Source organism: Nocardioides sp. (genome assembly GCF_029937575.1).
Lineage (GTDB): Bacteria > Actinomycetota > Actinomycetes > Propionibacteriales > Nocardioidaceae > Nocardioides.
Genome location: NZ_JAPYPS010000045.1, coordinates 1 through 22,878, shown reverse-complemented (window position 1 = coordinate 22,878; position 22,878 = coordinate 1). Strand labels below are relative to the sequence as shown.

General features: G+C 70.6%; 24 protein-coding genes. 3 read left to right on the top strand and 21 right to left on the bottom strand.

The genetic code is table 11. The annotated features are described in order from the left end of the window. Window positions 1–158: 158 nt before the first annotated feature. Window positions 159–473, top strand: a complete 315-nt coding sequence (locus tag Q1K33_RS14515) for a DUF4190 domain-containing protein (protein ID WP_300405186.1) — start codon at window positions 159–161, stop codon at window positions 471–473. Between the two features lie 36 nt (window positions 474–509). On the opposite strand, the gene Q1K33_RS14510 is transcribed toward Q1K33_RS14515, so the two are convergent. The 14 genes from Q1K33_RS14510 to hisD all read right to left on the bottom strand — a co-directional run bounded on the left by Q1K33_RS14510 (window position 510) and on the right by hisD (window position 12,551). Next, complete coding sequence (locus tag Q1K33_RS14510; protein ID WP_300405185.1) at window positions 510–950, bottom strand: DUF2752 domain-containing protein; 441 nt, start codon at window positions 948–950, stop codon at window positions 510–512. 8 nt (window positions 951–958) lie between these two features. Then, window positions 959–1,159, bottom strand: coding sequence for an HGxxPAAW family protein (locus tag Q1K33_RS14505; protein WP_300405184.1), 201 nt, complete (start codon window positions 1,157–1,159; stop codon window positions 959–961). Window positions 1,160–1,217: 58 nt separating this feature from the next. Continuing rightward, window positions 1,218–1,835: a Trp biosynthesis-associated membrane protein gene (locus tag Q1K33_RS14500; protein ID WP_300405183.1), complete on the bottom strand. Its 618-nt coding sequence runs from the start codon at window positions 1,833–1,835 to the stop codon at window positions 1,218–1,220. Continuing rightward, on the bottom strand, window positions 1,828–2,178 hold the full coding sequence (hisI, locus tag Q1K33_RS14495) for a phosphoribosyl-AMP cyclohydrolase (RefSeq protein WP_300405200.1): 351 nt from the start codon (window positions 2,176–2,178) through the stop codon (window positions 1,828–1,830). The genes Q1K33_RS14500 and hisI overlap by 8 nt, the downstream gene beginning before the upstream one ends. Before the next feature lie 28 nt (window positions 2,179–2,206). Next, window positions 2,207–4,105 carry an ABC transporter ATP-binding protein gene (locus tag Q1K33_RS14490; RefSeq protein ID WP_363319724.1) on the bottom strand — a complete coding sequence of 633 codons (1,899 nt, stop codon included), beginning with the start codon at window positions 4,103–4,105 and terminating at the stop codon, window positions 2,207–2,209. Continuing rightward, window positions 4,102–5,955, bottom strand: a complete 1,854-nt coding sequence (locus tag Q1K33_RS14485) for an ABC transporter ATP-binding protein (RefSeq protein WP_300405182.1) — start codon at window positions 5,953–5,955, stop codon at window positions 4,102–4,104. The genes Q1K33_RS14490 and Q1K33_RS14485 overlap by 4 nt, the downstream gene beginning before the upstream one ends. Before the next feature lie 210 nt (window positions 5,956–6,165). Continuing rightward, window positions 6,166–6,891, bottom strand: a complete 726-nt coding sequence (locus Q1K33_RS14480) for a hypothetical protein (protein ID WP_300405180.1) — start codon at window positions 6,889–6,891, stop codon at window positions 6,166–6,168. 85 nt (window positions 6,892–6,976) lie between these two features. Beyond that, window positions 6,977–7,750: an imidazole glycerol phosphate synthase subunit HisF gene (gene hisF / locus Q1K33_RS14475; protein ID WP_300405178.1), complete on the bottom strand. Its 774-nt coding sequence runs from the start codon at window positions 7,748–7,750 to the stop codon at window positions 6,977–6,979. Further along, window positions 7,747–8,508, bottom strand: a complete 762-nt coding sequence (gene priA, locus Q1K33_RS14470; protein ID WP_300405176.1) for a bifunctional 1-(5-phosphoribosyl)-5-((5-phosphoribosylamino)methylideneamino)imidazole-4-carboxamide isomerase/phosphoribosylanthranilate isomerase PriA — start codon at window positions 8,506–8,508, stop codon at window positions 7,747–7,749. Before priA ends, hisF begins: the two co-directional genes overlap by 4 nt. Window positions 8,509–8,547: 39 nt before the next feature. Then, entirely contained in the window at window positions 8,548–8,874 is a 327-nt protein-coding gene (locus Q1K33_RS14465) for a hypothetical protein (protein WP_300405174.1), read from the bottom strand. Continuing rightward, entirely contained in the window at window positions 8,871–9,512 is a 642-nt protein-coding gene (hisH, locus tag Q1K33_RS14460) for an imidazole glycerol phosphate synthase subunit HisH (protein ID WP_300405171.1), read from the bottom strand. The genes Q1K33_RS14465 and hisH overlap by 4 nt, the downstream gene beginning before the upstream one ends. Next, window positions 9,509–10,117 carry an imidazoleglycerol-phosphate dehydratase HisB gene (gene hisB, locus Q1K33_RS14455; RefSeq protein ID WP_300405169.1) on the bottom strand — a complete coding sequence of 203 codons (609 nt, stop codon included), beginning with the start codon at window positions 10,115–10,117 and terminating at the stop codon, window positions 9,509–9,511. The genes hisH and hisB overlap by 4 nt, the downstream gene beginning before the upstream one ends. After that, window positions 10,114–11,244 carry a histidinol-phosphate transaminase gene (locus Q1K33_RS14450; protein ID WP_300405167.1) on the bottom strand — a complete coding sequence of 377 codons (1,131 nt, stop codon included), beginning with the start codon at window positions 11,242–11,244 and terminating at the stop codon, window positions 10,114–10,116. Before Q1K33_RS14450 ends, hisB begins: the two co-directional genes overlap by 4 nt. Window positions 11,245–11,252: 8 nt before the next feature. Continuing rightward, on the bottom strand, window positions 11,253–12,551 hold the full coding sequence (hisD, locus tag Q1K33_RS14445; RefSeq protein WP_300405164.1) for a histidinol dehydrogenase: 1,299 nt from the start codon (window positions 12,549–12,551) through the stop codon (window positions 11,253–11,255). Window positions 12,552–12,637: 86 nt separating this feature from the next. On the opposite strand from hisD, the gene Q1K33_RS14440 reads away from it, so the two are divergent. Together Q1K33_RS14440 and ybaK are read left to right on the top strand one after the other, a co-directional pair. Continuing rightward, on the top strand, window positions 12,638–13,303 hold the full coding sequence (locus tag Q1K33_RS14440; protein WP_300405161.1) for an LON peptidase substrate-binding domain-containing protein: 666 nt from the start codon (window positions 12,638–12,640) through the stop codon (window positions 13,301–13,303). A 209-nt stretch (window positions 13,304–13,512) separates the two neighbouring features. Continuing rightward, window positions 13,513–14,001 carry a Cys-tRNA(Pro) deacylase gene (gene ybaK, locus Q1K33_RS14435; RefSeq protein ID WP_300405159.1) on the top strand — a complete coding sequence of 163 codons (489 nt, stop codon included), beginning with the start codon at window positions 13,513–13,515 and terminating at the stop codon, window positions 13,999–14,001. A 5-nt stretch (window positions 14,002–14,006) separates the two neighbouring features. Here the strand turns inward: ybaK and Q1K33_RS14430 are convergent, their stop codons facing one another. The 7 genes from Q1K33_RS14430 to Q1K33_RS14400 all read right to left on the bottom strand — a co-directional run. Beyond that, window positions 14,007–15,569: a hypothetical protein gene (locus tag Q1K33_RS14430; RefSeq protein WP_300405157.1), complete on the bottom strand. Its 1,563-nt coding sequence runs from the start codon at window positions 15,567–15,569 to the stop codon at window positions 14,007–14,009. 337 nt (window positions 15,570–15,906) lie between these two features. Next, complete coding sequence (locus Q1K33_RS14425) at window positions 15,907–16,503, bottom strand: hypothetical protein (protein WP_300405155.1); 597 nt, start codon at window positions 16,501–16,503, stop codon at window positions 15,907–15,909. A gap of 74 nt (window positions 16,504–16,577) precedes the next feature. Further along, window positions 16,578–20,192: a DNA polymerase III subunit alpha gene (gene dnaE, locus Q1K33_RS14420; RefSeq protein ID WP_300405153.1), complete on the bottom strand. Its 3,615-nt coding sequence runs from the start codon at window positions 20,190–20,192 to the stop codon at window positions 16,578–16,580. Between the two features lie 172 nt (window positions 20,193–20,364). Continuing rightward, entirely contained in the window at window positions 20,365–20,835 is a 471-nt protein-coding gene (locus tag Q1K33_RS14415) for a GNAT family N-acetyltransferase (RefSeq protein ID WP_300405151.1), read from the bottom strand. Beyond that, window positions 20,813–21,748, bottom strand: a complete 936-nt coding sequence (locus Q1K33_RS14410) for an RluA family pseudouridine synthase (RefSeq protein WP_300405149.1) — start codon at window positions 21,746–21,748, stop codon at window positions 20,813–20,815. Before Q1K33_RS14410 ends, Q1K33_RS14415 begins: the two co-directional genes overlap by 23 nt. Then, window positions 21,745–22,359 (bottom strand): signal peptidase II, encoded by a 615-nt coding sequence (lspA, locus tag Q1K33_RS14405; protein ID WP_300405147.1) that lies wholly within the window; start codon window positions 22,357–22,359, stop codon window positions 21,745–21,747. The genes Q1K33_RS14410 and lspA overlap by 4 nt, the downstream gene beginning before the upstream one ends. Beyond that, window positions 22,332–22,878: TraR/DksA C4-type zinc finger protein (locus Q1K33_RS14400; protein ID WP_300405145.1), on the bottom strand; the 547-nt coding region annotated here is incomplete at its 5' end. The genes lspA and Q1K33_RS14400, both read right to left, overlap by 28 nt.

The following is a 22,878-nucleotide window of genomic DNA, read 5'->3' as shown; positions in this document are numbered from 1 at the left end:
GTCTGGACTGGGCGGGTTTGGACTGGTGCTGGATGGGCACGAACTGCGAGCGCGGTCGGAAATTCATGCCCGCGAACTCCGCAAGTCTGGCACGCCAGGCCATAGGGTCTGAGGCGAGCCCGGGCAGACCGAGCCCACCACCGGAAGGAAAGCCGACGATGAGCTACAACCAGCCCCCGCCGCCCCCCGAGTACGGCGCTCCCGGAGGCGGCTACGGCGCCGTCCCGCAGGGCACCAACCAGAAGGCCATCTGGTCCCTGGTGACCGGCATCCTGAGCCTGCTGTGCTGCGGCATCCTGTTCGGACCCGTGGCGCTCTTCCTGTCCAACACCGCCAAGAAGGAGATGGCCAACGGGCAGCCCGGCGGCGGCCTGGCCACCGCCGGCCTCGTCCTCGGGATCATCGGGACGCTCTTCGGCGTCCTGCAGATCATCCTGCTGGCGACCGGCAACTTCTACTTCGAGGTCAACTGACCCACTCCGTCACCGTCCTCGCGCAACGCCTGCCCGTCAGGGAGCCAGCCAGCTCCCGGCGGGCAGGTTGCGCAGCACGGTGAAGGCCGCCAACGCGGTCAGCGAGAGGGTGAGGAGCACGGCGCTGACGCGGTGGTCCATCGGCCCGCGCACGCGCCCGGACCACGAGTCGAGCGCCCAGCGCCCCAGCAGGAAGATCATCACCGGCATCGCGAGCACCAGGACCAGGTTGCTGGAGGCCGCGTCGACGATCCGCAGGTCGGTGAGGTCGTTGACCCCCCGCAGACCCCCGCAGCCCGGGCACCAGAAGCCGAGGGCCGCCGACGGGCACAGCCCCCAGGACCCCGACTCGTGCGGGTCGCGCAGGTGCAGGGCGATCGTGGCCAGGCCCAGGCCACCGATCGTGGCGAGGGGCGCGAGCATCCGTCGTCCCCGCGCGGTCCCCTGCGGCGGCGCCTCGACGAGATGCTGGCTCATCGGCTGTGTCAGTGACCGGTCTCGTGGAAGCCCATCTTGGCCATCACCACGAAGAGGACCCCGGCCACGCCGACCAGCGCGACGCCGACCCAGAAGACCGGGTAGCTGATCGGGCTGAGCATCAGCCCGGCGCCGCCCACGGCGAACCCGAGCAGCCCGACCGCGACCGCGCTCCAGGCGGCGGGAGTGTTGCCGTGGTTGTCAGACATGGTGCTCCTTCGGTGACGTACGACTTCGATGCCGCGGGTCAGCGCGGCTGAGGCAACCCTAGTGCCTGACCCCGTCGGTCGGGCCATCGGTCGTGGTCGTCGGGTCACGCCCGTCGTCGATCGCGCGCCAGAGGTCGAGGTTGGTCTGCTCCTCCAGCGGTACGGCGGGCGGTGGCGCGGCAGTGCCGTCCCCGGGGGCGTCGTAGCGGCGCCCCATCTCGGGCCAGCGCCCCACCGAGCGGACCGCGAGCACCGAGGTCCCCGACGCGACCAGCGCGGCGAGCACACCGACGTACGACCAGACGGTGCGCGAGGCCGCCACCTCGACGCTGGCCCTGACGTCGACGAGGTTGCCCGGAGTCGCGAGCCACGCCGCCACGGCGAACCCGACGACACCGAGGGCGGCGAGCAGCCCGAGCCAGGTCACCGCGAGGCGGGCACGACCCCGCGAGACCAGGACCACGCCCCAGGTCGCCAGCAGCACGAGAGCCAGGGCCGTCACCGGTGGAGCGGTGGCGTCGAGCGTCGAGGCCGCGGCCGAGGAGAAGGCCGTCGCCGTTGCGTCACCACCGCGGTCGATGCTCGCCCAGTCCTGGTTGCCCGCGATAGCCGCCAACCCGCCGGAGGCGAGCCCGGCCACCACGACCGGGACGAGGCGGCCGCGGACCTCAGGCACCCAGCAGCCCGTCGTCGAAGCAGGTGCGAGCGCCGGTGTGGCACGCCGCGCCCTCCTGGTCGACCTTGACCAGCAGGGTGTCGCCGTCGCAGTCGAGACGGACCTCCTTGACCCACTGGACGTGGCCCGAGGTGTCGCCCTTGACCCAGTACTCCTGGCGTGAGCGGCTCCAGTAGGTCGCGCGCCCGGTGGTCAAGGTGCGGTGCAGTGCCTCGTCGTCCATCCAGGCCATCATCAGCACCTCTCCGGTGTCGTGCTGCTGCGCGATGGCCGCTACCAGGCCACGGCCCGAGGAGCCCTGCGGGTCGTCGGGGTCGGGGCTGCGCTTGAGGCGTGCGGTGATGGCGGGGTCGAGAGCAGTCACGCTCCCATTATGACGAGGCGGTCTGCGCCGCCCAGCTGTGGTGCAGACCGGCGTAGACCGACCCCTGCTCGGCCACGAGCACCGCGTGGGGTCCGCGTTGGACGATCCGACCGCGGTCGACCACCACGACCTCGTCGGCGCTCTCCGCGGTGGACATCCGGTGAGCGATGGTGACCGACGTCCGGCCCGACATCAGCCGCTCGAGGGCGCGCCCGATGCGCATCTCGAGCTGGGGGTCGACCGCGCTCGTGGCCTCGTCGAGCACCAGCAGGTCGGGATCGGCCAGGTGGGCCCGCAGCAGAGCGACGAGCTGACGCTCACCGGCCGAGAGCGACTCACCCCGCTGGCCGACACGCGTCTCGAGACCGTGCGGCAGTCCGGCGAGCCAGTCGTCCAGACCGAGCTCGTCGGCGCTCGCCCGGATCTCCGCCTCGGTCGCCGCCAGCCTCCCGTAGCGGACGTTGGCGCTGATGGTGTCGTCGAAGAGGAAGCCCTCCTGCGGCACCAGCACGACGCTGCTGCGCAGCGAGGTCTCGGAGATGTCGCGCACGTCGATCCCGTCGAGCAGGACCGCTCCTGTCGTGGGGTCCATCAGCCGGGTCAGAAGCTTGGCGAAGGTGGACTTGCCGGACCCGGTCTCCCCCACGATCGCGATCCGTCGACCCGCGCCGATGCTGAGGTCGACGGCGCGCAGCACCGGTGGTCCGGACGGGTAGGCGAAGCCGACGTCGGCGAAGCGCACGTCGATCGGTCCGCGCGGCAGCACGTGTCCGTCGGGGCCGGGGTCGACGAGGTCGGCCGGGGTGTCGAGGATGCCCAGGACCCGTCGCCAGCCGGCGATCGCGTTCTGCGCCTCGGTGACGATCTGAGTGCCCATCTGCACCGGCCCCACGAACAGGGTGACCAGGAAGGCGAAGGCCAGCACGGTGCCGGAGGTGATGTCGCCGGCGAACCCGAGCCAGATGCCGACGATCAGGACGCCGGCGTTGGCCAGCCCGGCGGAGACCCCGCCGAGCGAGAACGAGAACGCCGTGTAGCCCTGGGCTCGCACGCTGGCGCGTTGGTGGCGAAGGACCGCCTCGTCGATGCGGGCCTGGGTGCGCGCCTCCACGGCGTACGAGCGGACCACGGCCGCCCCCACGACGGGCTCGGAGATGGCCGAGAGCATCAGTCCGACCTGGTGACGCACGATGCCGTAGGCCTCGGAGAGCTTGCGCTGGAAGAAGCGCAGCGAAAGGAACAGCGGGGCGAAGCAGACCCACACCACGATGGTCAGCTGCCAGGAGTAGACGAGCATGACCACGGTCGCGATCAGGATCTGGCCGACGCTGATGATGAAGAGCAGTCCGCCGAAGACGAGGAACTGGCTCACCTGGTCCACGTCGCTGGTCACCCGGGAGACCAGGGCACCGCGACGCTCGGTGTTCTGCGTGAGGAGGGGCAGGTCGTGGACGTGGCGGAACGCCTTGATCCGCAGCGTGGCCAGGCCACGCTCGGAAGTGGTGAACAGCCGGCTCGTCATGGCGTACGACGCCCAGGTCGTGACCCCGATCGCGCCGGCTGCGACCAGCCCCATCAGCACCGTGAAGGAGGTGTCGGGACCTCCGTCGCCGTTGAGGCCGCGGTCGAGCGTCTGCTGCACGGCGATCGGCACGATGACCTGGCCGACGGATGCGAGCACGGCCAGCAGGAGCGTGCCGGCGATGCCGTCCTTGAGCTCGGGCGAGTAGTGGAGACCACGTCGGATTGTCGCCATCGCGCCCAGGTCCTCGCCCGTGGCCAGGCTGGTGTCGTTGGTCCGGTTGCGCGTTCCTCCTCCCGGCGCCGTGTGCTCGGACGGCTCCGACGGCTCGGACGGGTCGGGGGGCTCCGAATCGGGCTCGGCGGGGCGCTCGACGGTCGTCATCGGGTGACCTGCTCGGAGGAGTGCTCGTAGGCGTTGACGAGGCGCGCGTACGACGGGGAGCGGCGCAGCAGGTCGGCGTGCGTGCCCCGGTCGGCGATCCTGCCTCCCTCGAGGTGGAGGACCTCGTCGGCCAGGCCGATGGTCGCCTTGCGGTAGGCGACCACGACCAGGGTGGTCCCGCTGCTGCCGTCCGACGTGCTGCCGTGTCCGCCGTCGTGACTGCGCAGTCCGGCCAGGATCCGCTGCTCCACCTCGGGGTCGACCGCCGAGGTGGCGTCGTCGAGGATCAGCAACCGAGGACGTCGGACGAGGGCCCGGGCCAGGGAGATGCGTTGGCGCTGCCCTCCGGAGAGAGAGGTGCCCCGCTCCCCCAGCCTGGTGGACAGCCCCTCGGCCAGCTGCTCGACGAAGCCATCGGCCTGGGCGACACGCAGTGCTGCCCAGATCTGCTCGTCCGAGACGTCCGCACCCAGGGCGACGTTGCCGCGGATGGTGTCGTCGAAGAGGAACGCGGACTGCGGGACGATCGCCACCTGCTCGGCGAGGGCGCCGGGCGCCAGGTCGCGCAGGTCGGCGCCGTCGATCGTGATCGCACCGCGGTGGGGGTCGACGAGGCGGGTGAGCAACGTGGTGATGGTGCTCTTGCCCGACGCGGTCGCACCGACCAGGGCGATCGTGCTGCCGGGGGCGGCCACGAAGGAGAGTCCCTCGAGGAGTCGTTGACCGGGCTCGTAGCCGTAGCCGAGGTCCTCCACGCGGAGCTCGACACCACCGGTCCCGGTCGGCGCCGGCTGGTCGCCGTACGGCATCTCGCCGGTGCTGCGCAGCACGGTGTCGACGCGGCGGTAGCCGACCACGCTGCGAGGAAACTCGCCCAGCAGCCAGCCGATCGAGCGGATCGGGAAGGAGACGATGGTCAGGAGGTAGGCGACCGTGACCACGTCGCCGGCCACGGCCGCGCCGCTGCTCACCCGCGAGACGCCGACGGCCAGCACGATGAGGACACCGACGTTCGGCAGGGCGGCGAGGATCGGGTCGAAGGCCGCCCGGATCCGGCCGACGCGGATGTTGACCTCGCGCAGCTCGCGCGCCTTGGCCGCGAAGCGCTCGGTCTCCTGCGGCTCGCGGCCGAGCGTCTTGACGACCATGGCGCCGTCGAAGGACTCGTGCGCGATCTCGCTGACCTCGGCACGCAGCTCCTGGGCGCGAGTCGCCCAGCCCTGAGAGAGGTGCTGGTAGACGACATTGGTCGCGATGATCGCCGGGAAGATGAGCAGACCGACGACGGCCAGGACCAGGTCGGCCACGAGCATCTGACCGATCGCGATCACCATCATCGCGACGGTGCCGACGGCCATCGGCAGCGGCGCGATCGGGCCCCACGCGGCCTCGACGTCGGAGTTGGCGTTGGAGAGCAGCTCCCCGGTCGGGTGCTTCTGGTGCCACTCCATCGGCAGCGCCAGGTAGCGCCGGGTGACGGCACGTCGGGTGCTGGCCTGGAGGCGGTACTGCATGACCCCCGCGCCGACCCGGCGAGCGACGATGCCGACCGCCCGCAGGATGGCCACGCCCATGAAGAGCGCGAGGATGGCCCAGAGGAGCCCGCCGTCGACCTCGCCGTCGCGGAAGGCCGGCAGCACGACGTTGTCGGTCGACCAGCCGAGCACCCAGGCGTCGGCCACGGTCAGCGCGCCGAAGAGGATCGATCCGGCCGTCGAGATCGCGAAGACCCCGGGCTCACGCTTGATGGCGACCCACAGCACCGCGAAGCCCGCCCGGGTCGACCCGCGTCCCTGACGGTGATTGCGGTCGGCGAGCCCCGTCTCGGACCGGCCCCTCGTGTCGCTCACTGCGCTCCTCGCGTCCCGGCCCCCCGATGGCCGGCACTTCAGGCTAGGGCATCCCGCCGTCCTCGGATGAGCAGCTGGTGCGGAGTGTGAGTGCGTGGTCGGCACGCACGCCCGATGGACGTCGTGAGGGTGCGTCTCGGGGGCCGCCTACCGGTGCGACAGGAACAGGTTCGCGCCCTCACGGAGGCGACCTTCTACACACCGTCGGGACTAAACGGAGTTCCCGTTCACGTGGGTTGATGCAACATTCCGGCTAGTGGGGGTCGAGCTGGTTTCTGACGAGCTCGACGGCGCGGCCGTCCGCACGGATCGCGTCCTGGTCAGGCGGAGCCCTCGAGGCGGCAGACGAGGGCGTCGACCGCCTACGGCAGGGTCGTGTGCCTGAGACCGGTCCATGCACCGTGGTGAGGCACACGACCCGATGCCGTGGCGAGGAGGAGCGTGCCGTGAAGCGCCCAGCAGGGCCGCGGCCGCGGCCGGGTCGGCCAGGACGCCGAGCGCCATCGAACGGCGTACGTCGTGCGACTCCTCGCACCCGTTGGCCTTGAGAGCTGCGGCGACCGGGTTGAGTGCCTGGTCGAGGTCGTGGAGGTCCTTCCAGTCGCCGCGGGCCATCAGGTCGGCAACACCGGTGTCGGTGATCGAGGCCTCGTCGAGGCGCACGAAGCGGGCGTCGAGGTCCTCGATCTGCTTGATCTCCCTCTCCTCGGCGTGCCACCGGAGCATCGCGTCGTCCAGAAGCCGGTCCAGGGTGGCGGGTCCGACCTTGTCGACGATGTCGACCACGCGGGTGTCGATGTCGGCCACGACGTCGGCATGGGCGCCGAGCACGGTTTGCGCGACCCGGCGTGCACGCCAGGCCTGGACCTCCCCGGCGAGCATCCGGGCCCAGATCAACGGGAGGCGGTGGCGCAGGACCAGGGCGTCACGGATCAAGGACTTCCCGGCCCCGACTGTCCCTGCGCGAGGGGCCAGACCTCGGAGACCGTGCCCATCCGCGCAGACCGAGACCGGAACGCAGTCACCGCACCGGGTGACCGGCCGCGCCGAGTGCTCCCTTGACGTCGGCGATGCGAAGCGTGCCGAAGTGGAAGACCGTCGCGGCCAGCACCGCGTCGGCGCCGGCGTCGACGGCCGGGGCGAAGTGGTCGACCGCGCCGGCACCGCCCGAGGCGATCACCGGGATGGTGACCTCACGGCGTACGGCGGCGATCAGGTCGAGGTCGAAGCCGTCCTCGGTGCCGTCGGCGTCCATGGCGTTGAGCAGGATCTCGCCGGCGCCGAGGTCGGCGGCGCGCCGGGCCCACTCGATGGCGTCGAGACCCGCGGACTTGCGACCGCCGTGCGTGGTGACCTCCCAGCCGGAGTCGGTGCTCGCCCCGCCGGCGGTGACGCGGCGGGCGTCGACGGAGAGCACGAGGACCTGGTTGCCGAAGCGGTCCGCGATCTCGGCGACCAGCTCGGGACGGTGGATGGCCGCGGTGTTGACGGCGATCTTGTCGGCTCCCGCACGCAGGAGCCGGTCCACGTCGTCGACCGAGCTGATGCCGCCGCCGACCGTCAGCGGGATGAAGACCTCCTCCGCGGTGCGCGAGACGATCTCCATCGTCGTGGCCCGGCCCTCGTGCGAGGCGGAGATGTCGAGGAACGTCAGCTCGTCGGCGCCCTCGGCGTCGTAGGTGCGGGCGAGCTCGACCGGGTCGCCGGCGTCGCGCAGGTCCAGGAAGTTGATGCCCTTGACCACGCGCCCACCGTCGACGTCGAGGCACGGGATGACGCGTACGGCGAGACTCACCGCCCGCTCCCGGCCGCCCGGTTCGGGTGGTCCGCCGGGAGGGTCAGCGCCAGCGCGTCCTCGAGGGTGAAGCGACCCTCGTAGAGGGCGGTGCCCGCGATGGCTCCCTCGACGCCGGACGGCACCAAGGTCATCAGTGCCTCCAGGTCGGCGAGCTCGGTGACACCCCCGGAGGCGATGATCGGGGCGTCGGTGACCGCGCAGACGTCCTGGAGCAGCTGCAGGTTGGGGCCCTGCAGCATCCCGTCCTTGTTGACGTCGGTGACCACGTAGCGCGCACACCCTTCGGCGTTGAGCCGGGCGAGTACGTCGTAGAGGTCGCCGCCGTCGCGGGTCCAGCCCCGCGCGGCCAGGGTGCGTCCGCGCACGTCGAGCCCGATCGCGATCCGGTCGCCGTGCTCGGCGATCACCTTCGCGCACCACTCGGGCTGCTCCAGGGCGGCGGTACCGATGTTGACGCGCCGACAACCGGTGGCCAGGGCGGCCGCCAGCGACTCGTCGTCGCGGATCCCGCCGCTCATCTCGACCTGGATGTCGAGAGCGCCGACGATCTCGGCCTGCAGCTCCCGGTTGGAGCCACGCCCGAACGCAGCGTCGAGATCCACGAGGTGAAGCCACTCGGCACCGGCGTCCTGCCAGCGGCGCGCGGCGGCGACCGGGTCGCCGTACACGCGCTCGGAGCCGGCCACACCCTGGGCGAGCTGAACCGCACGACCCTCGGTGATGTCGACGGCAGGCAGCAGCTGGAGATAGGTCACGCCACACTCATTTCTAGGACTTCGGGACTCGGTCTGGGACTACGTCTGGGTGAGCAGCAGGAGGGCGACGGGAGTCAGCAGGACGCTGAGCAGCAGCACGAGCGAACGTAGCTCCCACCCGTCCGAGGCCAGGAACACCACGAGGTTGAGCCCGAAGACCGCGGCCAGGACCATCCCGGTGCTGCGCCGACGTCGAGCCGCGAGGGTGCCGCTGGGGCCTGGGGCCGGGCGTGGGATCCAGCCCAGCAGCACCTCGCGCCGCCGAGCGCTGCGGGCAGCCTTCTGAGCCGCGACCACCCGCGCCGCCTCGGCGATGGCAGCTTGTCGTTCGCGTTCCTCGCGGCGTCGGGCGCGTTCCTTGCTCACAGCGACGCGACCCAGTTGCGCAGCAGCGCGGCGCCGGCGTCGCCGGACTTCTCGGGGTGGAACTGGGTGGCGGTCAAGGGGCCGTTCTCGACGGCGGCGACGAAACGGTCCCCGCCGTGCTCGGCCCACGTGACCAGGGGGGCGCGGGTGCGGTCGTTGGTCTCCAGCACCCACTCGCGTGCACCGTAGGAGTGCACGAAGTAGAAGCGCTCGTCCTGGATGCCGCTGAACAGCGAGGTCTCGTCGGGGACCTCGACGGTGTTCCAGCCCATGTGCGGTACGACGGGCGCCTGCAGCCGCGAGACGACACCCGGCCACTCGGAGCAGCCCTCGGTGGTGACGCCGTGCTCGACGCCCTGCTCGAAGAGCACCTGCATGCCGACACAGATGCCGAGCACCGGCCGACCGCCTGCGAGCCGACGTCCGATGATCCGCTCGCCCTTGACCGCGCGCAGCCCCGCCATGCACGCGGCAAACGCACCGACACCCGGGACGACCAGGCCGTCGGACTCGAGGGCGGCGTCGAAGTCGGACGCGAGCGTGACCTCGGCGCCGGCGCGCTCGACCGCGCGCACGACCGACCGGACGTTGCCGGAGCCGTAGTCGAGGACGACGACCTGTGAGCGTGCAGGGTTCAAAGCGCGCCCTTGGTGGAGGGGATGCCCGTCTCGCGGGGGTCGAGGGCGATCGCATCACGCAGCGCCCGGGCGAACGCCTTGAACTGCGTCTCCACGATGTGGTGCGGCTCGCGTCCGGCCAGCACGCGGACGTGCAGGGCGAAGTGACCGTGGAAGGCGATCGACTCGAAGACGTGCTGGGTCAGCGATCCGAGGTAGGACACCCCGGACCCACCGAGCTGCACGTAGGCCTGCCCCTCGGGCTCGCCGGTGTGCACGCAGTAGGGGCGGCCGGACACGTCGACGACGGCCTGCACGAGCGCCTCGTCGAGCGGCACGGTGGCGTCACCGAAGCGACGCACCCCGGCCTTGTCGCCCAGGGCCTGGCGCAGGGCCTGACCCAGGGCGATCGCGGTGTCCTCGACAGTGTGGTGGGCGTCGATGTGCACGTCACCCTCGGTCTGCACGGTGAGGTCCAGCAGTCCGTGTCGGGCGAGCGCGGTGAGCATGTGGTCGTAGAAGCCCACGCCCGTGGAGATGTCGTGGCGCCCCGAGCCGTCGAGGTCGACCTCGACGATCACCTTCGACTCGCTGGTCTGGCGCTCGATGCGGGCGGTACGGCTCATGACTGCTCCTTGCTGGAGTCCTTGCTGGAGTCCTGGGTGGCGTCCTTGATGACGGTGGTGAGGGCCTGCCGGAACGCGGCCATCTCGTCCGCCGTGCCGATGGAGACGCGCAACCATCCCTCAGGACCAGTCTCGCGGATCAGCACGCCGAGTGCGAGCAGGCCCTCCCACGCGGCCCGACGATCGTCGAACGTGCCGAAGAGGACGAAGTTGGCGTCGGAGTCGGCCACGTCCAGGCCGAGGTCGCGCAGCCACGTCACCGTGGCGTCACGCTCGGTCCGCAGGCTGTCGACGGCGGCCAGCAGCTCGGGCGCGTGCCGCAGGGCCGCCAGCGCGACGGCCTGGGTGATCGACGACAGGTGGTAGGGCAGCCGGACGACTCGGATGGCGTCGGCGATGGCCGGGTCCGCCGCCAGGTAGCCCAGCCGCAGTCCGGCCGCGGCGAAGGCCTTGCTCATGGTGCGGGTGACCACGAGGTTGCGGTGCTGGGGCAGCAGCTCGAGCGCCGACGCGGTTCCGGCACGGCGGAACTCGCCGTACGCCTCGTCGACGACGACGATGCCGCGCTCCCCCACCAGCTCGCACAGCGCGCCGATCGCCTCGGGGGCCAGGGCGGTGCCGGTCGGGTTGTTCGGCGAGGGCAGGAAGACGACGTGGGGCTGCTCGGCCTCGACCAGCTCGCGGGCGGCCTCGAGGTCGAGACCGAAGTCGTCGGCACGCCGGCCGGCCACCCACCGGGTGTGGGTGTCGCGGGCGTACTCGGGATACATCGAGTACGTCGGCGCGAAGCTCACCGCAGTGCGGCCCGGGCCGCCGAATGCCTGCAGGAGCTGCAGCATGACCTCGTTGGAGCCGTTGGCCGCCCACACCTGGTCGGGCGTGATCGCGTGAGGCGTGTCGCGTGCCAGGTAGTCCGCGAGCGCGGCGCGCAGCTCGACGTGCTCGCGGTCGGGGTAGCGGTTCAGCGACGTCGCTGCCGCCTTGACCGACGCCGCGATGTCGTCGGTGCACGCCTCGGAGGGGCCGTAGGGATTCTCGTTGGTGTTGAGCTGCACCGGGACGTCCAGCTGCGGAGCGCCGTACGGCTCGATGCCGCGCAGCTCCTCCCGCACAGGAGGGAATGCCATGGCGGGCCTCAGTCCGCGAACCGGATGCTGACCGCGGCACCGTGGCCGGGCAGGTCCTCGGCCTCGGCCAGGGTGACCACGTGGTCGGCGACCTCGGCCAGGGCGTCTCGGGAGTAGTCGACGACGTGGATCGACTTGGTGAAAGCGCGCACCGACAGTCCTGAGGAGTGACAGGCACACCCGCCACTCGGCAGCACGTGGTTGGAACCCGCGCAGTAGTCGCCCAGGCTCACCGGTGCGTGCGGGCCGACGAAGATCGCGCCGGCGTTGCGCACGCGCCCGGCGACGGCCGACGCGTCGGCGGTGTGGATCTCGAGGTGCTCGGCGGCGTAGGCGTTGACGACGTCGAGGCCCTGGTCGAGGTCGTCGACCAGCACGATGCTCGACTGGGCGCCCGTCAGCGCGGTGCGAATGCGCTCGGTGTGGCGGGTGGCGTAGACCTGCTTGTCGAGCTCGACGTCCACCTCGTCCGCGAGGCGCTCCGACGTGGTGACCAGCACGGAGGCCGCCAACGGGTCGTGCTCGGCCTGGCTGATCAGGTCAGCCGCCACGAAGCCCGCGTCACCCGTGTCGTCGGCCAGGATCGCGATCTCGGTGGGGCCGGCCTCGCTGTCGATACCGACCTGGCCCTTGAGGAGCCGCTTCGCGGTGACGACGTAGATGTTGCCCGGCCCCGTGACGAGGTCGACGCGTCGACAGGGTCCGATCCCGTAGGCGAACATCGCGATCGCCTGGGCACCACCGACGGCGTACACCTCCTCGACGCCCAGCAGGGCGCACGCCGCCAGGATCGTGGGGTGCGGCAGCCCGCCGAAGTCCTTCTGCGGCGGGGAGGCCAGCGCCAGGGACGGGACCCCGGCTGTCTGGGCGGGGACGACGTTCATCAGGACGCTGGAGACGAGAGGGGCGAGCCCGCCGGGCACGTAGAGCCCGACCCGGTCGACCGGCACCTTGCGGTGGGTCACCCGGGCCCCTGGCCCGAGCTCGGTGTGGGCATCCTGCTCCAGCTCGGCGGCGCAGGTGACGCGCAGGCGCCTGATCGACTCCTCGAGTCCGGCCCGGACGGCGGGGTCGAGGTCGTCGAGCGCGGCGGTGATGGTCGCCGCCGGGACCCGGATGTCGTCGTCGGCGGTCCCCCCGTCGAAGCGCTCGTTGTAGTCGAGGATCGCCTCGAGCCCGCGGGTGCGCACGGCCTCGCAGATGTCATGGACCGCCGGGACCGCCGCCTCGATGTCGAAGTCCGCGCGCGGGACGGCGCTGCGGTAGTCGGCGAGGGCGTTGCCTCGCAGGTCGATGCGGCGAATCATGGGGTCCAGTCTACGAAGTCGTGCCGACTCCCCCGGCATCGCCGACACTGGCTGGACGGCGCCGGGGCGGGCAGTAGGTTGGGCGCGTGACCGAGACCCTGCCGATGTTCCCGCTGAACTCGGTGCTCTTCCCCGGCCTCAGCGTGCCCCTGCACGTGTTCGAGGACCGGTACCGGGCGCTGGTCCACCACCTGCTGCGCATCGAGGACCCCGCCGCACGGGTCTTCGGCTCGGTGGCGATCCGGGAGGGCTACGAGGTCGGCGACCACGGCGCCCAGTCGTTGTTCCGGATCGGCTGCAAGGCCCAGCTCACCGAGATCGAGTCGCACGACGACGGCAGCTTCGACGTCGTCGCGGTCGGTCTGGAGCGGATCAAGCTCGATCGTCTCGACCGGGGCGACCTGTTCCCGCTCGGCCACGTGACCGAGCAGCCCGAGCAGACCCCACCGGTGGACGAGGACGTCCTCGAGCGCGCACGATCCACCTTCACCGCCTACCGGATGGCGCTCACCGAGATCCGGACCGACCCCTACACCGGCACCTTGCCGCGCGACCCGACGTACCTGTCCTGGACGTTGGCGGCCTGTGCCCCGCTCCCGCTCCAGGACCGCCAGGCCCTGCTCGAGGCGGACGACGCGACCGACCGGCTCGTGCTCGTCACCGATCTGCTGCGCTCGGAGCTGAAGGCGATGAACGTGATCCCCTCGTTGCCGGCCACCGAGGTGGCGCGCACCCGCTGGAGTCCGAACTGACAGGGACTGCGCGAGGAACGAGCGCAGACCCGTCGTCAGTGAAGATTGAGTAAGCGCCGCGAGCGAGGAACGAGCTCGCGACGCGCGCATCGAAATCCGGCGAGCCGAGCGCCGACGGTGGGGACGGTCGGCGCACTTTGCACTGGGCTTCGTCGACGGCTCGTTCCTCGCCTGCTCAGCCTCCGCGCCGGCATGCCACCATCAACCCCATGCCCAAGAAGCACCCCGGCGGCACGCCTGCCACCGTCGCGCTGACGAGAGCCGGCATCGCCTTCACGCTGCGCCCCTACGACCACGACCCGCGAGCCGCCTCGTTCGGGCTGGAGGCTGCCGAGGCACTCGGTGTCCCTCCCGAACGGGTCTTCAAGACCCTGCTCGCGGATGTCGACGGCGCACTGACGGTCGCGATCGTGCCGGTCAGCGGACAGCTCGACCTGAAGGCCCTCGCACGCGCCGTCGGCGGCCGCAAGGCGGTGCTGGCCGACCCCGCGGCGGCCGAACGGGCCACGGGGTACGTCGTGGGTGGGATCTCGCCGGTCGGTCAACGGCGGGCGCACCCAGCGGTCCTCGACACCTCAGCCCTCGATCACGCCTCGGTCCTCGTCTCGGGTGGACGTCGCGGGCTGGACATCGAGCTGGCACCGACCGACCTGGTCGCGATCACGAGCGCGATCGTCGACGAGGTCGGCCGGGCCTGAGCGAGCTACTCGGTCGTCACCCGCAGCACGGCGTGACCCACGCCGTCGTCGTTCCATGCCGAGAGTCCCAGGGCACGGAGCGGGGTGAGGTTGTCCCGCACCTCCCCCGGCAGGTCGGGCAGCCCGGTCAACCACGGACCGGCGTCGAAGTTGACGAAGAGGACGGCGCCCGCCTCGTCCCCGTTGACGACTGCGTCCTGGTAGGCGTCGGTCTCTCCGAGGCCGCCGTCCTCGAGCAGCGAGGCCCGGTAGGTCGACGACGGGCCGGCGACGACGAAGTCGTCGTCTGCGTCGTAGCCGAGCAGCGTGGCGAGGGAGTCGTCCCCTGAGGTCCTCACCAGCTGGTCGACGAGGTCGCCGATGTCGTCCGCGTCCCCCTCGACCTTCAGCGCGAGCTCCAGGTCGGTGGGCGGCTCCGGCTCCTCGAAGCCGGTGAGGTCGGCGTCCCCGCCGAGCGCGAGCGCGGCCGACTCGCCCACGAGGGTCTCGAGGTCGTCGGGCAGGTCGAGTCCGGTCTCCTCCTCGGCCATCAGGAGGAATGCGTCGAGGCCACCCTCGCCGAGCACCTCGTCGGCGGACTCGGCGATCGCATCGAACCAACCGTCCTCGAAGCCCAGACCGAAGGCCACCGCAGTGTCCTCGGGAAGGGTGACGACGACGTCGTCGCCGCCGTCGTCCACGCCCGAGGCGGCCTCGACGTCAGCCGAGCCCACGGCGGCCTCGAGCTCGAGGCCGCCGTCGTCGAACCTGATCGTGAGAGCGGCGCCGGCGAAGTCGTCGGCAAGGCCCGCCAGCTGGTCGCTCATCCCCGTGGTGGGGCCTGCGAAGGGATCGCAGGCACCGCCGAACGGATCCTCGCTGAACGGGTCGTCACCGAACGGGTCGTCACCGAACGGGTCGTCACCGAGCGGAGGCAGGCACGTGTCACCGCTGAAGGCAGACTCGAAGCCACCGAAGACCTCCGCGACGTCGGCCAGCAGCTCGGCGGCCTCCGGCGCCACGTAGGCCGTGAGGATCCCGGGATCGCCCGCCTCGCCGGTCCAGCGCTGGAAGTCGCCGTCGGCGGCCAGCGGCGCGTCGGCGGCAGCCTCGGTGACCTCTGCGGCGATGTCGTCGGTCGACGCGACGACCGCCCAGTCACCCGCGACCGACCAGCCGAAGGTGTCGCCCTCGCCACCGCAGTCACGCAGCGCCGCCAACCCCTCCTCGGCTGCCTCGGCATCGTCGATCTGGACGACTCCGACCGCGTTGATGCCCAGGTCCAGGGGCCCTGAGGCGCCACCCATGTCGATCGCGGCGACGGCGAACCGGTCACCGAGCCATGGGTCGACGTCGTCGGCGAAGTCGAGGTCGGGACACAGACCGTCGCCCTGGAGCTCCTCGAAGAGCCGCAGGCGCAGGTCGTCGTCGGCCGCGAGGTCGACGTTGTCGGCGAAGGCCGGGAAGTTCCGCAGGGCCTGCAGCGCCTCGAGCTTCTGCCGACCGCTGGGGTCGAGGTCGACCGAGACGTAGCCGATCGTCGAGTCGGGCAGCGCCTCGGCGGGCTGCGGGCCGGTGGCGAAGATCATCGAGTATCCCGCCCACGCCCCCGCAGCGAGGACTCCCGCCCCGAGCAGGGCACCGCCCGCGATGAACGCACCGCGCCGCCCCCGGCCACCGGTGCCTGGTGGTCCTGACGGGCTCGGGGGGATCGGACCACCCCGACCGCTCTGCAGCACCTCGGCAGCACCGTCCGACCACGCCTGAGGCGAGCCTGGCGGGGCCGGCGGCGGCGGCGGTGGCGGCGGTGGCGGCGGTGGCGGCGGACCCGAGGGAGGTCCGGTGGGAGGAAGGTTGCTGGACATGTGGGTCATCCTCGATTCGACATGTCGGCGGAGGGAGCGGATGCAGCACGGTGGGACGGGTCTAGGACGAAGCACTACCCGGTCTGGTTCCGGATGAATCCTCGTCCAGCCACGTCGGCCGCTCCAGCCAGCGCGGGTCGTCGCTCTCCCGGCGTCGTGACTCCGCGGTCACGGCGGTGAGCAGGTAGGTCACGCACAGACCCAGGAGCGAGCCCAGTGGCCACGCCACGAAGGGGCTGGCCCCCTTGATCGACAGCGCCGCGGGCAGCACGGTGCCGGTGGCCGCATCGGCCTCCAGCGTCGTCGGGTCGACCGGTCCCAGGTGGGTGCCGAGCCGGTAGGCCACCAGGCTCGCGAGGGCCGAGCCCGCCGTCACGGCCACCAGCATCACGAGCTCCGAGCGACGCCCGAGCAGGCTGCACAGCACGCCGAGCAGCACACCTGCGGCCACGCCGAGCACGACGTACATCGCCGTGCCGTCGAAGAACCCCTCCAGGCTCGGGAAGTCGAAGACGAACAGGTCGCCCTCGGCCCGATAGCCCGGCACCCACGTGCCGTCGACCACGACCCCGACCGTCGGCGTCCACCATCGCTCCCAGATCCAGCCGACGAAGGCACCGGCCCCGGCGAAGGCCGTCAGGACCAGCAGGGGCTCCACGACCTGCCCGAGGGGTCGAGACCGACCTGTCGAGGGAGTGGAGGACGCAACGCCGGTCGCACGACCGTGCGCGATCATCCCGTCAGACATCCTGGTCCCAGCAGCTGCTTCAAGTCCGCGAACAACGCCGAGGTCGGCGTCACCCGAAGGCGGTCGTCCAGGCGCATCACCTTGGTCGACTCCCGTGCGAGCAACCGTAGCCGTACCTCGGTGAGGCCCGGGTGCGCGCCGAGGACGTCCTTGAGCTGCTCGATCACCGGGGCGGTGCACCGGGTGGAGGGCAGGCTGATCGTGACCGGCCCGGTAGGCCCACCCGGACCGGTGTTGAGGTCGGGCACGGTGAGCTCCTGCCCCCGCAGCTCGGGCTGCTCCTTGTCGCGCGAGAGCTGGCCCTTGACCCGCACGATGGCGTCCTCGACGAGGTAGGGGCTCGCCAGCTGGTAGGAGCTGGGGAAGAGCAGCACCTCGATGGCACCGTCGAGGTCCTCGAGCGTGATCGTGGCCCAGGCGTCGCCACGCTTGGTGATCTTGCGGTTGACCGACGTGATCAGGCCGCTGATCGTCAAGGTGCTGCCGTGGGCGCGTTCTTCGTCGAGCATCAGCTGCCCGATGGTGCAGTCGGTGCCGGTGGACAGGACGTGCTCGAGCCCGAGCAGCGGGTGGTCGGAGACGTAGAGACCGAGCATGTCGCGCTCGTGCCCGAGGAGGGTCATCTTGTCCCACTCGTCGATGTCCGGAACAGCGATGCTCGTCCCGGCCGAACCCACGTCGGTGGCCTCCAGCAGGTCGAACATCGAGTCCTGCCCACCCTCGGTGTTCTTCTTCGAGTCGACGAAGCGGTCGACGGCGTCGTCGACGATGCTCACGACCGCCTTGCGCTTGTGCTTCATGTCGTCGAAGGCGCCACCCCGGGCAAGCGAGTCGATCACCCGCTTGTTGCACGCCTGCAGCGGGATCTTGTCCATGAAGTCGTTGAAGTCCTCGAAGCGTCCCCGCTCGGTGCGGGCAGCCACGATGTGGTCCACCACGTTGGCACCCACGTTGCGGATCGCGGTCAGGCCGAAGCGGATGTCGGTGCCGACGGGGGTGAACGTCGCGGCGGACTCGTTGACGTCGGGCGGCAGGACCTGGATCTTCATCCGGCGGCACTCGTTGAGGTAGATCGCCATCTTGTCCTTGTCGTCCTTCACCGACGTGAGCAGGGCAGCCATGTACTCGGCCGCGTAGTGGTGCTTGAGGTAGGCGGTCCAGTACGAGATCAGTCCGTACGCCGCGGTGTGGGCCTTGTTGAAGGCGTAGTCGGAGAACGGGACCAGCACGTCCCACAGCGCCTTGATGGCCGCAGCCGAGTAGCCGTTGGCCTTCATGCCGTCGGAGAAGGGGACGTACTCGGCGTCGAGAACCTCCTTCTTCTTCTTGCCCATCGCGCGCCGCAACAGGTCGGCCTGACCCAGCGTGTAGCCCGCGAGCTTCTGGGCCACGGCCATGACCTGCTCCTGGTAGACGATCAGGCCGTAGGTCTGACCCAGGATCTCCTTGAGCGGCTCCTCGAGCTCGGGGTGGATCGGGGTGCTCTCCTGCTTGCCGTTCTTGCGCAGGGCGTAGTTGGTGTGGGAGTCGACACCCATCGGCCCGGGTCGGTACAGAGCCAGCACGGCCGAGATGTCCTCGAAGTTGTCGGGGCGCATGAGTCGCAGCAGGCTGCGCATCGCTCCCCCGTCGAGCTGGAAGACGCCGAGGGTGTTGCCGGTCCCGAGCAGCGCGTAGGACGCGGGATCGTCCAGGGCCAGGTCCTCCAGGACCAGCTCCTCGCCGCGGTTGGCGCGGATGTTGTTGACGCAGTCGTCGAGGACGGTGAGGTTGCGCAACCCCAGGAAGTCCATCTTGATCAGGCCGAGGTTCTCGCAGGTCGGGTAGTCGAACTGCGTGATCATCGCGCCGTCGGCGGGGCGCTTGAGCATCGGGATGATGTCGAGCAGCGGCTCGGAGGACATGATCACCCCGGCGGCGTGCACGCCCCACTGCCGCTTGAGGCCCTCGATCCCGATCGCGGTGTCGACCACCTTCTTGACGTCGGCGTCGCCGTCGTAGAGACCCCGGAACTCGCCGCCCTCGCCGTACCGCTTGTGCTGGGGGTCGAAGACCTCCTGCAGGGGTACGTCCTTGCCCATCACCGCGGCCGGCATCGCCTTGGTGATCCGGTCACCCATCGCGAACGGGTAGCCGAGGATCCGGCTGGCGTCCTTGACGGCCTGCTTGGCCTTGATGGTGCCGTAGGTGACGATGTAGGAGACCCGGTCGTCGCCGTACTTGTCCGTGACGTACTTGATGACCTCGCCGCGGCGACGCTCGTCGAAGTCGATGTCGAAGTCGGGCATCGAGACACGGTCGGGGTTGAGGAACCGCTCGAAGATCAGGCCGTGGACCAACGGGTCGAGGTCGGTGATCCGCATCGCGTAGGCGACCATCGACCCGGCCCCCGACCCACGGCCGGGCCCGACGCGGATGCCGTTGTTCTTGGCCCAGTTGATGAAGTCGGCGACCACGAGGAAGTAGCCGGGAAAGCCCATCTGCATGATGACGCCGAGCTCGAACTCGGCCTGCTTCTGCGAGGCCTCCGGAACGCCACCGGGGTAGCGCGCCTCCAGCCCGCGCTGGACCTCCTTGACGAGCCAGGAGTCCTCGTTCTCGCCTTCGGGGCAAGGGAACTTGGGCATGTACTTGCCGACGGCCTCGGAGAACTCGACGTCGCACCGCTCGGCGATGAGCAGGGTGTTGTCGCAGGCCTCACGCAGGTCGTACTTGTCGACCCACAGCGCACGCATCTCGGCGGCCGACTTCAGGTAGTAGCCGTCGCCGGAGAACGCGAAGCGCTGCCCTGGTCCGTCCCCGGCCGGGATGTCCATCGTGGAGCCGGAGTTGATGCACAGCAGGTGCTCCTGGGACTTGGCGTCCTCGCGCATCACGTAGTGGGAGTCGTTGGTCGCCAGCAGGGGGATCTTGAGGTCGGCCCCCAGGCGCAGCAACCCGTCGCGGACGCGGTTCTCGATGTCGAGACCGTGGTCCATCAGCTCGAGGAAGTAGTTCTCCCGACCGAGGATGTCCTGGAAGTCGGCCGCCGTCTGGCGCGCGGCCGCGTAGTTGCCGTAGCGCAGGTGGACCTGGATCTCCCCGGACGGGCAGCCGGTCGTGCCGATGATCCCCTTCGCGTGCTGGGACAACAGCTCGCGGTCGGCACGAGGGTGCTGGAAGAACCCGTCGCGCCAGGCGCCCGTCGAGATGCGGAACAGGTTGTGCATGCCCTGCGTCGACTCCGAGAGCAACGTCATGTGGGTGTAGGCGCCCCGCGAGGAGACGTCGTCGGGGCCGCCGTCGTAGAAGTTGACCCGCTTGCGCTCGTGCCGGCTGATGTTGGGGGTGAAGTAGGCCTCGATGCCGATGATCGGCTTGACGCCGGCCTTCTTGGCCTTGGAGTAGAACTCGTAGGCGCCGAAGACGTTGCCGTGGTCGGTCATCGCCACGGCCGGCATCTCGAGCTCGGCGGCACGTTCGGTCAGAGCCCCGAGCCGCGCCGCACCGTCGAGCATGGAGTACTCGGTGTGGACGTGCAGGTGGACGAAGGAGTCCTTGCTGCCGCCCGAGCCTGCGGTGGTGCTGGTCGTGGCGGTCTCAGGGGTGCCGGCAGACATCGGTGGCGTCCTCGTCGGGTCGTGTACGGGCGTGCTGCAGTGGTCTCGTGCATGCCGGTGAGCAGCCGAGCGACCTTCTGGGGGAAGGGTCCTCAGCCTACGTCACCGGCACCGCCGATGGTGCCAGGCGCCGCCGACAGCCACAGGTCGTCCGCGCCCCCCGCGGCCCGCTTCACGGGGACCACACGACACGGACGTCCGGTGCACGTTCCTCGTTGTCACTGCCGTCGGTGCGCTCGACCTCCACGAGCCCGTGGGCGGCGTAGAAGGCGCGGGCGGGCGCGTTGACCTCGAAGACCCACAACCCGAAGCCGGCGGGGCGTCGCGCCTGTGCCAGGGCAAGCAGCGCCGACCCGATCCCCCGACCGGCATGGCCCGGCACGACGTACAGGTCGTCGAGCCACTCGCGGGTCAGGCGCACGTAGGCAACGATCGCGCCCGCCGCCTCGGCGACCCACACCTCGTCGATGCCCAGGCGCTCGGTGAGCCAGGCCAGTGTCTCGTCGTCATGGTGCACGCTGGCCGGCATCGTCGCGGACCTCACGGCCGCAGCCCGCGACGCCAGGTGCACGGCCGTGACCGAGGCCGCGTCGTCCGGTGTCGCCGGGCGCAGCGTCAGGTCAGTGGGAGTCTCGGATGGCATCGAGGGACCGGGCGAGCTCGACCGGGTAGGCGGACTCGTAGCTGACGTACTCCCCGCTGTCGGGGTGCTCGAAGCCGAGCTTGACCGCGTGCAGCCACTGGCGGGTGACGTCGAACCTCTTCGCCAGGGTCGGGTCGGCGCCGTAGGTCAGGTCACCCACGCAGGGATGCTTCAGCGCCGACATGTGCACCCGGATCTGGTGGGTCCGCCCGGTCTCGAGGTGCACCTCGAGCAGGCTCGCGAAGCGGTGCGCCTCGAGGGTCTCGTAGTGCGTGACGCTCGCGCGGCCGCCGTCGAGGACGGCGAACTTGTAGTCGGCGCCGGGGTGGCGAGCGATGGGCGCGTCGATCGTGCCCTCGAGCGGGTCGGGATGACCCTGCACGACGGCGTGGTACGTCTTGTCGACCGTCCGGTGCCGGAAGGCGTTCTTGAGCACGGAGTAGGCGTGCTCCGACTTGCAGATCACCATCACGCCCGAGGTGCCGACGTCGAGGCGCTGCACGATGCCCTGGCGCTCGGAGGCACCGCTGGTCGCGATCCGGAAGCCGGCACCCGCGAGGTGCCCGACCACCGTGGGGCCCGACCAGCCAGGTGAGGGGTGGACCGCGACGCCGACGGGCTTGTCGATGACCACGATCGAGTCGTCGTCGTGGATGATCCCGATCCCCTCGACGGTCTCGGGGACGACCTCCAAGGGGTCGGACTCCACCGGGATCGTCACCTCGAGAAGTCCACCGGGAAGGACCCGCTCACTCTTGCTGACCTCCGCACCGTCGACCTGCACCAAGCCGCGGCTGATCAGGTCGGCCGCCCGCGTGCGTGAGAGTCCGAACATCTGCGCGATGGCGGAGTCCACCCGCTCGCCCGCCAGGCCCTCGGGGACGTGCAGGCTCCGGTAGTCGGACTGGGTCATTCCGACTCCACCTCGGTCGTGTCCTCGGCGGCTGGTGCCGCGTGGCGCTCCGCCTCGATGGCGTCGGCGTCGTCGTCCGACTCTCGCGTGCCGTCCAGACGCATGCCCCGGAAGGCCTGCAGGATGATCAGGCCGGCCGCCACGTTGATGCACATGTCCGCGACGTTGAAGACCGGCCAGTTGGGCAGCTGCAGGAAGTCGATGACGTGGCCCTGGAACGACCCGGGCGGGCGCAGGATCCTGTCTGTCAGGTTGCCGGTCACACCCGCGAGCAGCAGCCCGAGAGCTACCGCCCACGCCGGGCTTCCGAGACGACGTGCGAACCACAGCACGGTGACCGCCGCGATCACTGACAGCACGGTGAGCACCGGCGTGAGCTCGGTGCCGATGCTGAACGCGGCGCCGGGGTTGCGGACCAGGTTGAGCTGCAGCAGCTCGCCGACCACGTTGACGTCGGGACGACCGTCGAGCTTCGCGACAGCGATGGCCTTGCTGACCTGGTCGGTCGCGTAGGCCGCCAGCGCCACGAGGACGAAGACAACGCGAACACGGCCGCGGGATCCTCCGGCGGCCTCAGCGGTGCCTACCGGCGTTCCTCGCGCTGCTTGCATGTCATGCACAGTGTGGCACGCGGAAATGCCATGAGCCGCATCTTGCCGATCGCCTGACCGCACGACTCGCACACGCCGTACGTGCCGTCGTCGATGCGCGCGAGGGCACGATCGATCTGGGCGACCTTGTCGCGCTCGTTGCCCAGCAGCGTGATCTCGTAGTCGCGCTCGAAGCTGGAGGCACCCACGTCCGCCTGGTCCTGGCCCGCCCCGTCGCCGGAGTTGCGGAGGAGACCGTCCAGCTCTGACTCATGCTGCTCGACGATGCCCGAGCTGTGCTCGCGCTGCTCGTGGAGCTCGTCGAGCACCTCCTTGAGCTCCTCCGGGGTCCACGCCGACTCGCCCTCCTGCACCACCAACGCGCTCGCGGGGGCCTTCTTGGCGGGGGCCTTCTTGGCCGGGGCCTTCTTTGCCGGGGCCTTCTTCGGGGGCGCGGCCTTCTTGGCGGGCGCGGCCTTCTTGGCGGGCGCGGCCTTCTTGGCGGGCGCGGCCTTCTTGGCGGGCGCGGCCTTCTTGGCG

What these genes read in the sequence shown, in the direction of transcription:
- hisB (WP_300405169.1), bottom strand. Translation starts at nt 10,117, where the DNA reads ATGAGCCGTACCGCCCGCATCGAGCGCCAGACCAGCGAGTCGAAGGTG.
- Q1K33_RS14415 (WP_300405151.1), bottom strand. Translation starts at nt 20,835, where the DNA reads ATGCCATCCGAGACTCCCACTGACCTGACGCTGCGCCCGGCGACACCG.
- dnaE (WP_300405153.1), bottom strand. Translation starts at nt 20,192, where the DNA reads ATGTCTGCCGGCACCCCTGAGACCGCCACGACCAGCACCACCGCAGGC.
- Q1K33_RS14510 (WP_300405185.1), bottom strand. Translation starts at nt 950, where the DNA reads ATGAGCCAGCATCTCGTCGAGGCGCCGCCGCAGGGGACCGCGCGGGGA.
- ybaK (WP_300405159.1), top strand. Translation starts at nt 13,513, where the DNA reads ATGCCCAAGAAGCACCCCGGCGGCACGCCTGCCACCGTCGCGCTGACG.
- Q1K33_RS14505 (WP_300405184.1), bottom strand. Translation starts at nt 1,159, where the DNA reads ATGTCTGACAACCACGGCAACACTCCCGCCGCCTGGAGCGCGGTCGCG.
- Q1K33_RS14490 (WP_363319724.1), bottom strand. Translation starts at nt 4,105, where the DNA reads ATGACGACCGTCGAGCGCCCCGCCGAGCCCGATTCGGAGCCCCCCGAC.
- Q1K33_RS14410 (WP_300405149.1), bottom strand. Translation starts at nt 21,748, where the DNA reads ATGACCCAGTCCGACTACCGGAGCCTGCACGTCCCCGAGGGCCTGGCG.
- lspA (WP_300405147.1), bottom strand. Translation starts at nt 22,359, where the DNA reads ATGCAAGCAGCGCGAGGAACGCCGGTAGGCACCGCTGAGGCCGCCGGA.
- Q1K33_RS14515 (WP_300405186.1), top strand. Translation starts at nt 159, where the DNA reads ATGAGCTACAACCAGCCCCCGCCGCCCCCCGAGTACGGCGCTCCCGGA.
- hisD (WP_300405164.1), bottom strand. Translation starts at nt 12,551, where the DNA reads ATGATTCGCCGCATCGACCTGCGAGGCAACGCCCTCGCCGACTACCGC.
- Q1K33_RS14430 (WP_300405157.1), bottom strand. Translation starts at nt 15,569, where the DNA reads ATGATCTTCGCCACCGGCCCGCAGCCCGCCGAGGCGCTGCCCGACTCG.
- Q1K33_RS14450 (WP_300405167.1), bottom strand. Translation starts at nt 11,244, where the DNA reads ATGGCATTCCCTCCTGTGCGGGAGGAGCTGCGCGGCATCGAGCCGTAC.